Here is a 12,453-nt window from a genome sequence, read left to right as displayed (position 1 = left end):
CGGCCGATCATCAGCTCGTCACGCAGCCCGGGTCGGCGGAATTGCGCAATGGTCTTCCGAACAGGCGGGTCCATCGTCCGCCGAAGCATCCGTCGCCGTCGGAGTCCGCAGCGGCGCGGCAAGGGCCATGGCAACGCGTGCCCCGAGCGCCATGTCCTCCTCGACGCCGAAGCTCGTGTGGAAAATCGAGCCGTCACGGCCGATCAGCACCGAGGATGGCGTGCCGCGAAGGGCGAACCGGCGCATGGTGACGGGAATGTCGGACTTGCCGTCAGCGAGGTCGACGCCGCCGGGATGTCGGATCCGGTACTCGTGGAGAAAAGCCTTCAGCGTGACCGGCGTCATCGCAGCATGATGCTCGAACACCGTGTGGAGGCCGATCACCTGAAGATCGGTCCCGGCGAAGACATGCTCAATGCGCTGCACCTGCGGCAGTGAGGCCGACACGCAACCCGGGCACAGGAGCTGGAAGGTATGGAGAAGAACGGGACGGCCAATGTGCTCGCGAAGCGTTAGGGGCTTAAGCGTGTTGAACCATTCGCTCACCGCCAGTTCGGGCGCGAGCGTTGCGGAGTTCGTCGTCATGGTCTTGGATCCTCGAACATAGGTGCCGGGCGGATCGAGCGGCACGCGATCCGCCCGGCCGGCCTCACGCGGCGGCGCGGTTGAGCTTCACGCCCGGGAAGTCGAGCGGCACGTCGAGCGCAACGTTCACGTAGTTGGTGAAGAGGTTGAGGGCGACGTGAGCCAGGATCTCGACGATCTCGCCATCGTCGAACCCGGCCTTGCGCAGCGCCTCGACATCATCAGCTTCCACGCCGGCACGCTTTTCCACGACCGCCGTCGCGAACGCGAGGGCTGCGGCCGTGCGCGGATCGGCGGACCGGCCGGCCTGCGCCTGCGTCATCTCCTCTGCCGTGGCGCCCGCCTTGCGTCCGAGCACGGTGTGAGCCGCGAGGCAGTAGTGGCAAGCGTTGCGGTCGGCGATCGCCACCGCGATCTGCTCGCCGAGCTTGGCCGGAAGGCGCCCACGCCCGAGGGCACCGAAGGCGCCCCACATGCTGTTCAGGGCAGCGGGCGAGTTCGCCACGGCCTTAAACATATTCGGCACGACGCCGAAGGCCGACTTGATCTCGGCGAGCTTCGCCGCAGCCGGGCCCGTTGCCTCGGCGGGATCGATAAGGGTAATCCTTGTCATGTTCTGTCTTTCCGTTTGCCTGGAGGGTGGAACATGCGGGTTCGCTGATGGCTGTCGGCGGACCCGCGCATCGAGGTCACTTCGCGGGAACGACCTTGCCGGGAAGGCTCAAGTTGCCGGAGGCGACCTTGAAGACGTCGGCGACGCATAGAAGCGGCGCGTGGAGGTTGCCGTTGACCTTCAGGCCGGCCGTCACGCCGTCGAAGGACGCTTCCGCGATGCCGCTGATGAGCTCAAGCGGGATCGTGACGCCGACGGCATCGCCTCGGAACTCCGTTGGATAGGTCGGGCTGTCGATCAGGAGCGGGACACCGGGCCACGTCTCGGGAACCTTCGGCTTGGTGCCTTCCGGAATGTCGACGACCTTGAGATCGGCGCCGCAGGCCTCGTCCTTCGCCAGCACGACCCAATGCGGATGCCAGACATGCCTGTTCTTGGCGCCGTTGGCCGCGTCGTCAAAGTCGGGATGGAACGTCACCGCCAACGCGACGATGCCCTGAGCCTTGTCGAAGCCGATCTCGCCGCTGTCGAGCGAGGTCGGCCAGACATAGGCGTAGACTTCCGATCCTTCGAACTTGCCCGTAGCGTCGGGCTTGTCCTTGCCCGCCTCGCCGCGCACCCGTGTCGTGAAGACGGCGACGTCTCCCTTCGTGACGATGCTCGTCTCGACGATGTCGAAGGACGGGGCAACGGCCTGCGCGGGTGGAGCCTCGATGGAATGGGCAAGCGCGCCTGCCGTTAGGCAAAGCAGTGTCGTTCCGGCGGCAAGCGCGCCGGCTGCAAATCGTCTGATCATGTGGGTGTTCTCCTTATCCCTGGTTTGCCTGGAGGGGTTGATCCGATCCTTGGAGGAACCGATCCCAGGTGGCTGCCCGGGATTGGGGATCGGCGGTCTCGTGCTCGCGGCAGTCGACGCGCAGGTCGCGCTGGCCGAAGGCCGCGTCCACGAGATTGCAGTGATGCGGCTGAGCCGCATCGGAATGGGCATAAGGCGCGAAGTGACGGCAGCCCACGCACATCCGCTGGATCGGGATGGCGTCGATCTCCTGAAGGTGGCGGATCATCGCGACAAGCGTCGTTAGAAGGTGTTGCTGCCGAACGGGGTCGAGCGCATCGACCGCCCGCTCGGCGAGCCCCGCACCCTGGCTTCCGGACGAGAGCACCGACAGCCCTTCGGCAGTGACGACGACGCGCACGGCACGTCGGTCTCCCTCGACTGCCTTCTTGGCAAGGAGCCCCTTGCGCTCCAGCGCGCCGACGGAATCGGTTGCTGTCGGCTGCGAGACGCCAAGGTGGACGGCGATGTCCTTAACGCCGAGCCCCCCTGCCCGCCCCTCGAGCAGATCGAGGATGGCAAGCTGGGTCGGGTTCAGGCCGGTCGCCTTGGCTCGGTCCCATTCATCGATCCGCATGGCCGTCGCGACCCGGGTGAGACCTTCCAGAATGCGATGGTTGATCGAGGTGGGGGCGTTTGGCGTCTCCATGCACCCAGCATAATAGGAGTCCTATCTACGTCAAGCCTGCCGATGCAAAGTTTGCAGATTATGACTCGAGGAGCGGTGGCAGCCCACGTGGCCCGCCCTCATGGAGACAACGATGAAGATCCGGATTGCCGAGACCGTCACTGCCGAACCAATAAGCTGAACACTTCGGGCGATCATCACCGCCACGGGACGAGACAGGCCGAGCGAGGTCGACTTCGTCCTGTCCACCTACATCAACCATCCAGCAAGCATCCGTTGCTCGGTCGCCGTCTCGGAGGTCGGGAACATGCTGGGCTTCCAGTCGCTGATCCGGTCGCTTTCGGGCAGTTCCTACGGCGTCGAGGAGGGCTGGGGGATCATCGGTACCCACATTTCACCCCTCGCCCACCGCCGCGGCGTCGAGAAAGCGCTGTTCGAGGTCAGTCGGGCGGCGGCGGCTTCGGCGGGGTTGGAGCGGATCGACGCCAAGATCGGCCGGGGCAACGACGGTGCCTTGCTACTACGATGCTATCGGCTTCCGCACGTATCGCGAGGACGTCGCCTCGATCCACAAGATGTTCGAGGTTGGGGCGGGCGCGACGTGAGCAGGACGGAAGCCGTCGCGCCCCTTGGCGATGAGGGCAGGATGGCGGTCCGGCCACCTGACAGTGGCGGGACTTTCGCGGCGGCGGGAACGGCTCTGCCAAGGCTGGCGATGAGCACCCCGCTCCGGTTTCCGGCCAGTGGAAAGCGGCACCCTAGGTCGCCGCTTCGCCGCTGTTCGAGCCGTTGGTCTCAACGAGGGTTCCCGCCGGGCGGATCGACGGCAACGACCGTGAGCTGTTGACGCTTCCCGGCACGGTTCGCCCAGGCAATGGACTGGCCGACGCCGAGTCCGATCAGGGCGGTTCCAATCGGCGTCATGATCGAGACGCGCCCTTCGGAGATGTCAGCCTCGGCCGGGTAGACAAGCGTGACACGGCGCTCAGTGCCGCCCTCCTGTCGGTAGAGGACGGTCGAGTTCATGCGGACGACGTCGGGCTTCGCAGCCTTCTCGGACACAATGCGCGCACGCTCTAGCTCGTGCAGGAGTTCTTCGGCGACGTCCGGCAACGTCTCGAGAGCCGCGTTTGCAAGTCGCGACAGGCTCTCGAACTCGGGTTCGGTGACGGTGATCCTGGGCAGGCGTGTGGAAGGATTCGGGGACATGGAAGAGTTCCTGGAAGCACGTCTCCGCAAACGGCGCAGCGCTGTGTGCAACGGTTTGCGAATGGGCACACCGATGCGGCTGCCGCGACGATTTTGAATGAGATAGACGTGACGAGATCGACGGCCCCAGCATCGGGGCGCAAGGCAACCGACGGCTGGGGCTAGATCGGTGCGGCCGGGGTCACCCGGGCGCTCAGCGCTTGTCGAAGATCGAACGTGGTCATGCCGCCAGCATGCCTATTGGATCGACGAAGTCAAATACGATGGCTGGTGCAGCTCTCGCCGGATGGTCTGTAGGCTGCTTCCAACGAAAATCCTGCTGGCATGTCACATCCGGGTCGCTCGGCTCGTCTTGGCTTTGAACGTCGATCCTCGGCGTTCGAAACACAAGGACGAGACATGAGCGAGAACACGCGGCTGGTCTGGAACGAAGTGGCGCCGCAGGGTGCCAAGGCGCTCTATGGCATCCACCACTACATCACGACGGGCACCGATCTGCCGCACGAGCTGATCCACCTTGTCTTCCTACGGGTATCGCAGATCAACGGCTGCGCCCACTGCATCGACCTGCACACCCGGGACCTGCTGAAGACGATGCCGCTCGATAAGGTGGTCCTGGTTCCGGTCTGGGCTGAAGTGCCCCACCTGTTCTCCAACCAGTACCGCGCCGCGCTTGCCTGGGCGGAGGAGGTTACACGGGTCAGCGAGACACACGCCTCCGACGAAGCCTACGCAGCCGCAAGCGCTGCCTTCGCGCCCAAGGACCTCGTCGACCTGACGATCACGATCGCTGCGATGAACGCGTTCAACCGTCTCGGCGCGCCCTTCCGCCTCCCGGTCCAGGCGAAGGCCTAGCCCGTTCTACCGTTTCATCAGGGACGGCGCCAATGCCGTCCCGCCCGCCGACGTTGATCGATCCCTGACCGACAATTCTGTGTCTCGCTTCGCTGATTTTCTTCGGGGCATGTCACATCCGGACCAGCCCCTCTCGTCCTTTGTTCGACGGACGCGAGAGCGCGGCGTGGAGCCGCCCCGTCCGTTCTTGAACGAGGAGACGGGTACAATGAGGATCGTGGTGATTGGCGGTAGCGGACTCATCGGTCAGCACCTGACGACCGAACTCTCGCGGCAAGGGCACGAGGCCATCGCGGCATCGCCTAGCAGCGGCGTGAACGCGCTGACGGGCGAAGGCTTGGCCGAGGTCCTTGCCGGAGCCGACGCTGTCGTCGACGTTTCGAACTCGCCCTCCTTCGAGGATGCGGCGGTGCTCGACTTCTTCGAACGCTCTGGCCGCAACCTCCTCGCCGCCGAGCGCGAGGCGGGTGTGAAGCACCACGTTGCCTTGTCCATCGTCGGCACGGACCGCCTTGAAGGGAACGGCTACTTCCGGGCCAAGGTCGCCCAGGAGCAGATCGTCAAAGGCTCCGGCATCCCCTTCACCATCGTGCGCGCGACCCAGTTCTTCGAGTTCGTAGCCGCCATCGCGGAAAGCTCAGTCGACGGCGACCGCCTTGTCGTTCCCGATGCAGACTTCCAGCCCATCGCCGCTATCGACGTCGCCGCAGCGCTCGCCGATGTCGCGCTTGGTCCGGCGCGCAATGCGACGATTGAGGTCGCCGGACCGGACCGCCAGCCGTTCCGGGACTTCGTCGCCCGCCGCATCGCCGCCAATGGCGACCATCGGGAAGTGCTGGCCGACAGATCGGCGCGCTATTTTGGAGCCGAGCTCGAGAAAGGGTCGCTTGTTCCCGAGCATGATGGCGCGGCACGACTGGGGCCAACACGCTTCGAGAGCTGGCTCGCCGCCTGAACCCCTGCACGTCTTCCATCTACGTCGAAAGACCTTTCCATGTTCCGGAATCTCTTGTTGGCTGCCCTCGTCACCGTCTCAACTGCCCCCACCCTAGCGGCGGACGTCGCGAGTGGTGAGGCACGCGTCACGACGATCTTCGACCATCCGCTGCCGTCCGTTCCCGGCAAGAGCCTGCGCGGCGTCCTTGTCGAGTACGGCCCGGGCGGCTCCTCGCCGTCCCACACCCACGCCGCATCCGCCTTCATCACGGCAACCATCATCGAAGGCGCGGTGCGCAGCCGGATCAACGACGGGCCGGAGAAGGTCTTCCGCGTCGGCGAGAGCTTCGTCGAGATGCCGGGCGACCACCACGGCGTCAGCGCCAACGCGAGTGACAACAATCCCTCCAAGCTCCTCGCCGTCTTCGTCGTGGATACGGACGATACCAAACTGACAACACCGGATCGCCCTTAGGAGACCCGTGTATCTTGAACAGCGGCTATCCCGCGCGACAGCCATGGCCGAGTTATCCCTAACCACCGTCGAGGACGCGCACATGCGGCAGGCAGACGACGCCACGATGATCTTCGAGACCCATCGGGCGCGGCTCCTGCGCATCGCCTATCGCATGCTCGGCTCGCGCAGCGAGGCCGAGGACATCGTGCAGAACGCGTGGCTGCGTTGGATCGGCGCCGACCGGAACGGGATCGTCGCCCCCTATCCCTTCCTCACACGCATCGTCACCCGCCTCTGCCTCGACGAGATGAAGTCGGCCCGTGCCCGTCGGGAGACCTATGTCGGCGCCTGGCTGCCCGAACCGCTGGTGGAAACCGAGGAGGACGGCGTGGACGAGGACGACCTGACACTCACGCTGATGATGGCGCTTGAGCGCCTGTCGCCGCTTGAGCGGGCGGCCTTCCTGCTCCACGACGTCTTCGGCGTGCCGCTCGGCGAGGTAGCAGACACGCTCGACCGGGAAGCCGCGGCCGTGCGCCAGCTCGCCGTCCGGGCGCGGCGGAACGTTCAGGCCGCCCGGCCACGTTTCCCGGTCGCGCGCGAGGAGGGCGAGCGGATCGCGCGCGCCTTCTTCGCAGCCTCGACCACCGGCGACACCGCGACGCTGCGCACGCTCCTTGCCGAGAACGCAGTCCTGCGCTCGGATGGCGGCGGCAAGGTCCTGGCCTTCATCAATCCCATCACGGGACTGGACCGCCTCCTACGGCTGTACGAGACCGTGCAGCACAAATGGGGTGAAGGCTGGGCGCAGATGCTCGAGCCCGTCTGGATCGACGGGCTGCCCGGCTATGTCAGCCGCGAGCGCGGCGACGTCCTCCAGACGACGGCGCTCGCCATCGAGGACGGCCGGATCACCGCCATCTACATCACCCGTAATCCCGACAAGCTACGCCACGTCGCGCAGGCTCTCGCGGCGGAGCCGGACCCGGGCTCGCCGACACAGTGATCGGGCAGCGAGCGACCGGCGGGTCGCCTCACGCAAAACCCAACCTCTCAACGCGCTTCCTGCTTCCGCTGGGCGCGCCCCTCACGCAGGACAACAGCATGACCCAGCAAACGCCCATCGGCTCCGGCTTCGGTGCTGCCAGCACGGCAATGGAGGTCGTCTCCGGGATCGATCTTTCGGGGAAGCTTGCCGTTGTGACCGGAGGAGCTTCGGGGCTCGGTCTCGAGACGACGCGCGCTCTTGTTCACGCTGGGGCGGAGGTGATCGTCCCTGCGCGCAGTCCCGAGCGGGCAATATCCGCCTTGCGCGGACTCGCTGGCGCGACGGTCGAGCTCATGGATCTCGCCGATCCGCAGTCCGTCGCTGCCTTGGCTGGTCGGGTCGTGTCCGCCGGCCGACCCGTGTCGATCCTCGTCAACAGTGCGGGCATCATGGCAACGCCGGAGACACGAGACGCCGAAGGACACGAAGCTCAGCTCGCAACGAACCACCTCGGCCACTTCCGGCTCACGCTCGGCCTCTGGCGGGCCCTCGTCGCCGCCAAAGGGGCACGCGTTGTCAGCGTCTCATCGCGCGGCCACCAGATCGCCGGGATCGACTTCGAGGACATCGACTTCAGGGTTCGCCCTTACGACAAGTGGCTCGCCTACGGTCAGTCAAAAACGGCCAACGCCCTCTTTGCGATGGCACTCGACCACCGAGGACAAGAGCACGGGATCAGGGCCTTCTCGCTTCATCCAGGCCAGATCCTCACCGATCTCGCCCGGTACCTCAGCGCGGAGGAGATCGCCTCGTTCGACGCACTCGACGAAGCGGGCCGCCCGATCGTCAATCCCGAGCGCGGGATGAAGACGGTGCAGCAAGGGGCCGCCACGAGCGTCTGGTGCGCCACGAGCCCGCAGCTCAGCGGCATGGGTGGGGTCTACTGTGAGGACTGCGACGTCGCGGTCGTCAACGAGCCGAGCACGGGAAGGAAGGGTGTCAGTCCGTGGGCATGCGATCCGGACTCAGCCGAAAGCCTATGGCAAGTGTCCGCTGCATGGACGGGGTTGGACACAGTTTGAACCCGGGAGCACTCGCGAAGGACGACATCCCCGGCTTCGGAAAATCCGCTGCTGCGAGTGGCAGCTTTCATGCCTCCGTCTGCCGGAAGCGGACGATCTCCTTTCCACCCGGTAGTGCCGATCGGCGCCGAGTAAGCGGACGTCCGGTAGCAGTCCATCCGCTCTCGATCCCCTTACCGACGCTCGATCCGTCACGCGCGTAATCCGAAAGCAGCCGTAGCGGATTGGCATCGACGCCCGATTGGGCCATGATCCGCATATGAAGTCCGCAGACCGAACCACCGACATCGCGCTTCCTCGTCGCTGACGCTGGAAGCTGGGCGGCGATCCATCGGATCGCTCGCTGGCGTTCACCCGCATATGCTCGGGTGAACTGTCGCCGCATGCGCGGCTTGCGAACAACCGGTTTCCATCATGCACAACGTCTTCGAGAGCCCCTTCAAGGGCATCACGCTTGATCGCCTGGTCACCAACCCAAACATCCGGGTCGGGCGCCACAGCTACTATTCCGGCTATTACCACGGCCACGGCTTCGATGACTGCGCTCGCTTCCTCCTGCCGGACGAGGGCGTCGATCAGCTTATTATCGGTTCCTTCTGCTCTATCGGTTCGGGTGCGGCCTTCATCATGGCCGGGAACCAAGGTCATCGGAGCGACTGGATCAGCACCTTTCCTTTTTATTGGATGTCGGAGGTCGCGGCCTTTGCGGGCGCACGAAACGGCTTTGAACACGCCGGAGACACGGTGATCGGCAACGACGTCTGGATCGGAACGGAGGCCATCATCATGCCGGGCGTTACGATCGGCGACGGAGCGGTGATCGGCACGCGAGCTCTGGTAACGCGGGACGTCGAGCCCTATGCGATTGTCGGTGGTAATCCCGCCAGGACCATCCGCAAGCGGTTTGAAGAGGCCGACATCGCGCGTCTCTTAGAACTTCGCTGGTGGGATTGGAACGACGACGAGCTGAGAAAGGCCATGCCGATCCTCACCAGCGGCGACATTCCGGCTCTGCATCGTCACTGGCAGACGGTCACCAAGTCGCTGGCATAGCCAGAGCCTTCGCGTCAGCTTCTGCTCGTCCCGTCATCCAAACCGGACGGGCAGAAAACCACCCAGCCGCGCCGATTGGCTCCGAGGAAGCGGACGCCCGGAAGCGGACCACCCGCTGTCGACTGTTCACACCGCGGGTGCCTTTCTCATATCCGCCTCCGAGCGGACGATACGATTCCTAGTCGCACTTTGCCGAAGCGTTGCACGTTTCAGTCTGTGACAGCGTTCCACAGCTCGTTCTTGAGGTCGATCAGCGGCGGGTTGGGCAGGGCGGGAGGCGGCTGGCGTCCCGTCACCCCCGGGGGCGCCAGGCTGGAGAAGCGGATCTCGCCGTTGGTGTAGTAGCGGTCCCCTTCGCCATTGCGACCGTTCAAGGTCAGGCCGACGCCCGTCACCTCGTAGACCTCGGCAACACGCCCGATCCTGGCGAGATCGGCCGTCAACTCGTCACGCATCGCATCGACGTCCGGTGAGATGGCATGGGTCACGGCACCCGTATAATGGCTGAGCCCGACGCCGACATTGAACGAGGTGGATCCGAGCCAGACAGGTCGGCCCTCCGCCCCGGCTGACAGGACATTCCAGAAGCGCACATGCTGACGTCGGTCTGCGCTGCGTCCCACGGCTTTCTCGATGGCAAAGTCCTGCTGCCGCCCTTGGTAGAACAGCGGACTGACCGGGGCATCATGATAGGCGCGGTCGAGAACCACGCTAGCGACAATCTCGATGCTGGTGCGAAGCGTCACGGGATCGGCCGGCGTCCAACCCGCGGCTGCCATGGGCGTCACGAGTTCGCTCCGGGATCCGACGACGCCGACGTTGAGAGGATCGCCCGCCAGCCCGTCCGCCGTACGCGTCACCATCTCCAAGCCGTTCAGCGCCGTCTGATGCTCGTAGTGGCGCAGCGCGAACGGCAGGACGAGATACGCCATGTAGGCCCACGCGATGGCCATCACGCCGACGGCAAGCGCTAAGCGTCGCAGGACCATGCGCGCCCGTCGAACGATACAGCACCCTGGGTGCTGCTTCGGCCCGTCCGGTCGACCACATTCCACATCCGGAATCGACCGACCGGGTGCCATCCCTCTCGCATGATCGGCACTACGAAACGAGCCTCCTGTAGCAGACCATCAGCCATCGACCCTTCGCAGACAACACGTTTGTTTCTGTAACTTCCCTCAACAGGACACCGCCGGTCGCCGTACAAGGCTATGCATCCTCCTCGATGTCGATCTGCGCGATACGCTGGGCGCTGTCGTTGAACTGAGATGCCACGAGGTGACCTACGGCAACGGCCGCCACGCACAGGACCACCGACAGGGCGACGTTCAGCATGGCGCGGAGCACAGCGCCGGCCCGCAGGAGATCGAGCGTCTGAAGGCTGAACGAAGAGAAGGTGGTGAAGCCACCACAGATGCCGATCATCACGAACAGACGAAGGTTCTCCGAAGCCGGGAAACGGCCCGATGCGAGCGTGAGCGTCCCGAACAGGCCGATCGCAAAGGAGCCCGCGATGTTGATTAGGATCGTGCCCCAGGGCAGATCGCGGCTGATCGGCAGGGCGATGACCGAGATGGCGTGGCGCAGGAACGTGCCGAGCGCGCCACCCAGCATGACGATGACGCAACTGGTGAAGGACATGCGGGTCTCCTATCAACATGGGTTCGCATGCTCGGAAAAATCCGAGCATGCGCCGCGGTTTCGATAGGAGTCATCAGCCCGACGCGGGCGGTTGCGGGGGAACCCCATCCCCGTAGCGATGAGACGGTAACGCGCTCTCGCTAGGTTGGGAAGTCACCGCTCCCACCCTTACGTGCGCATCAAAGCCTGCGCCTCCGGTGTGACCAGGAAGTCGGCGAACTCCTTCGCCTGCGGATCGACGTCCGGAGCCACCGCGATGTTCAGATCGCGCCAGATCCGGCGCTCCGCCTCGATCGGCACGGCGTCGAGCACGTCGGCCTTCGTTACCGTCCAGTCCGGCCACGTGATCCAGGCGTCGGCGTCGAGATCCCCGAACGCCTTGAAGCTGGCGCCCGAGCCGGTGGAGAAGCTCACGATGTTGCGGCGGAAGCGCTCGATGTCCGACAACTTGCCGAGACGGCCCGCCACGTCCTCCCAAGTTCCGGTGCCCGACGTGTTGGCGACGCCCGACCCTTCCGTGACGACGATCTTCACGCCGTCTTTCAGGAGGTCGTCGAAGCCCTGGATCCCCTTCGGATTGCCTTTCTTCACCGCGCTCACGGTGGGACGCACATAGATCGGCTGAACCTGATCGGACGAGAAGGTCTTGTAGGTCTGGAGGAACGCCGTCATCGACTGCTCGGACGTGCCCCAGATGATATCGGCATCACCCTGGGCCTTCTTCGACCACGTGCCCTCCGGGCCAGCGTTGATCTCGACCTTGTTCCCGGTCTGCCGCATCCAGAGGTCGGCGACCTTCCCGAACGCCGTGTTGGGACCGCCCGCACCGTAGAGGCGAACGATGCCGTCCTTCGGCTCGTGCCGAATGGTGGGAAAGAAGAGGACGGTGTCCTGCGCCTGCGCGGTGGCGCAGGCTAGGAGAAGGGCGGCGCTGGCAAGGATCAGGAGGCGAGGCATCGAAAACTCCTGGCGGTTCGCGTCAATGGTCGAGGCCCCTGTCTCGGGCCGGCTTGTGGGGAGGACGCCGTGGTTTTGGATTTATTCCGCCCAGGACAGCGAAGTTTTTTCCAACCAGACGGGAATACGAGGTCGTCGGCGACGTCTCCGCATGGTCAGTAACCGTCAACGTCGGAGACGAACGCCCATGAAGACCCTTCTCGCCACCGCAGCCATGGCCGTGATCACGACAACCGCAGCCCATGCCGGCCCTGCCGCCGACATGGCGCAGGCCCGCATCGCCTCGATCGCCAAGGGGGATACCCCCACAGTCGCCGGCGCCTACAATGACGGCGCGACCCTTCACTGGGTGGGCGGTCCGCTCGACGGGACCTACAAGGGGTCCGAGATCAAGGCGGTCTGGGAGAAGTTCGCCAAGGCCCAGCCGAACCTGACCGCGAATGTGATGGATGTGTCGGAGGCGATGAACCCGAAGGGCGCGACCGTGACGGCGAACGTCGTGTTCGCGGGCAAGGACAAGATTCCGGTGCGATACGTCATGCTGTTCCGCGACGGCAAGCTTGTCGACGAGATCTGGCAGGTCGACCCGGCGCTCGCGAAGTAAGGCCGGGAAG

Annotated in this window: 15 protein-coding genes and 1 riboswitch; of the genes, 7 read left to right on the top strand and 8 right to left on the bottom strand. The window is 65.0% G+C overall.

Translation table 11 applies throughout. The annotated features are described in order from the left end of the window. Window positions 1-18: 18 nt before the first annotated feature. The 5 genes from ASF65_RS00315 to rnk form a co-directional block, all read right to left on the bottom strand. Entirely contained in the window at window positions 19-585 is a 567-nt protein-coding gene (locus ASF65_RS00315) for a TlpA family protein disulfide reductase (RefSeq protein WP_348271161.1), read from the bottom strand. 64 nt (window positions 586-649) lie between these two features. Then, window positions 650-1,198, bottom strand: a complete 549-nt coding sequence (locus ASF65_RS00310; protein ID WP_055883494.1) for a peroxidase-related enzyme — start codon at window positions 1,196-1,198, stop codon at window positions 650-652. A gap of 76 nt (window positions 1,199-1,274) precedes the next feature. After that, window positions 1,275-1,994 (bottom strand): hypothetical protein, encoded by a 720-nt coding sequence (locus ASF65_RS00305; RefSeq protein ID WP_055883492.1) that lies wholly within the window; start codon window positions 1,992-1,994, stop codon window positions 1,275-1,277. Between the two features lie 13 nt (window positions 1,995-2,007). After that, entirely contained in the window at window positions 2,008-2,682 is a 675-nt protein-coding gene (locus tag ASF65_RS00300) for a MarR family transcriptional regulator (protein ID WP_055883487.1), read from the bottom strand. 774 nt (window positions 2,683-3,456) lie between these two features. Further along, window positions 3,457-3,870, bottom strand: a complete 414-nt coding sequence (gene rnk / locus ASF65_RS00295; RefSeq protein WP_055883485.1) for a nucleoside diphosphate kinase regulator — start codon at window positions 3,868-3,870, stop codon at window positions 3,457-3,459. Between the two features lie 399 nt (window positions 3,871-4,269). Here rnk and ASF65_RS00290 point away from each other — a divergent pair, with 399 nt between their 5' ends. The 6 genes from ASF65_RS00290 to catB all read left to right on the top strand — a co-directional run bounded on the left by ASF65_RS00290 (window position 4,270) and on the right by catB (window position 9,241). After that, a complete protein-coding gene (locus ASF65_RS00290; protein WP_055883481.1) occupies window positions 4,270-4,725 on the top strand; it encodes a carboxymuconolactone decarboxylase family protein in 456 nt (151 codons plus the stop codon). A 208-nt stretch (window positions 4,726-4,933) separates the two neighbouring features. Continuing rightward, window positions 4,934-5,680: an NAD(P)H-binding protein gene (locus ASF65_RS00285; protein WP_055883478.1), complete on the top strand. Its 747-nt coding sequence runs from the start codon at window positions 4,934-4,936 to the stop codon at window positions 5,678-5,680. Window positions 5,681-5,719: 39 nt separating this feature from the next. Next, window positions 5,720-6,136 carry a cupin domain-containing protein gene (locus ASF65_RS00280; RefSeq protein WP_055883474.1) on the top strand — a complete coding sequence of 139 codons (417 nt, stop codon included), beginning with the start codon at window positions 5,720-5,722 and terminating at the stop codon, window positions 6,134-6,136. Window positions 6,137-6,218: 82 nt separating this feature from the next. Next, window positions 6,219-7,124: a sigma-70 family RNA polymerase sigma factor gene (locus ASF65_RS00275; RefSeq protein ID WP_055883471.1), complete on the top strand. Its 906-nt coding sequence runs from the start codon at window positions 6,219-6,221 to the stop codon at window positions 7,122-7,124. Window positions 7,125-7,222: 98 nt separating this feature from the next. Next, complete coding sequence (locus tag ASF65_RS00270) at window positions 7,223-8,188, top strand: oxidoreductase (protein ID WP_055883468.1); 966 nt, start codon at window positions 7,223-7,225, stop codon at window positions 8,186-8,188. 414 nt (window positions 8,189-8,602) lie between these two features. Continuing rightward, entirely contained in the window at window positions 8,603-9,241 is a 639-nt protein-coding gene (gene catB / locus ASF65_RS00265) for a type B chloramphenicol O-acetyltransferase (RefSeq protein ID WP_055883465.1), read from the top strand. Between the two features lie 209 nt (window positions 9,242-9,450). Here catB and ASF65_RS00260 read toward each other — a convergent pair whose 3' ends face one another. From ASF65_RS00260 to ASF65_RS00250, 3 genes are all read right to left on the bottom strand, one after another. Continuing rightward, window positions 9,451-10,194 (bottom strand): LssY C-terminal domain-containing protein, encoded by a 744-nt coding sequence (locus tag ASF65_RS00260; RefSeq protein ID WP_244486516.1) that lies wholly within the window; start codon window positions 10,192-10,194, stop codon window positions 9,451-9,453. A 256-nt stretch (window positions 10,195-10,450) separates the two neighbouring features. Next, on the bottom strand, window positions 10,451-10,882 hold the full coding sequence (crcB, locus tag ASF65_RS00255; protein WP_055883461.1) for a fluoride efflux transporter CrcB: 432 nt from the start codon (window positions 10,880-10,882) through the stop codon (window positions 10,451-10,453). A 57-nt stretch (window positions 10,883-10,939) separates the two neighbouring features. Further along, a riboswitch (Fluoride riboswitch) is annotated at window positions 10,940-11,003 on the bottom strand. A gap of 47 nt (window positions 11,004-11,050) precedes the next feature. Beyond that, complete coding sequence (locus ASF65_RS00250) at window positions 11,051-11,839, bottom strand: substrate-binding domain-containing protein (protein WP_055883458.1); 789 nt, start codon at window positions 11,837-11,839, stop codon at window positions 11,051-11,053. A gap of 187 nt (window positions 11,840-12,026) precedes the next feature. Here ASF65_RS00250 and ASF65_RS00245 point away from each other — a divergent pair, with 187 nt between their 5' ends. Continuing rightward, on the top strand, window positions 12,027-12,443 hold the full coding sequence (locus ASF65_RS00245; protein ID WP_055883455.1) for a nuclear transport factor 2 family protein: 417 nt from the start codon (window positions 12,027-12,029) through the stop codon (window positions 12,441-12,443). Window positions 12,444-12,453 lie beyond the last annotated feature (10 nt).

Origin of the sequence: Aureimonas sp. Leaf324 (assembly GCF_001423245.1) — a bacterium.
Taxonomy (GTDB): Bacteria; Pseudomonadota; Alphaproteobacteria; order Rhizobiales; family Rhizobiaceae; genus Aureimonas.
This window is presented reverse-complemented; position numbering and strand designations above follow the sequence as displayed.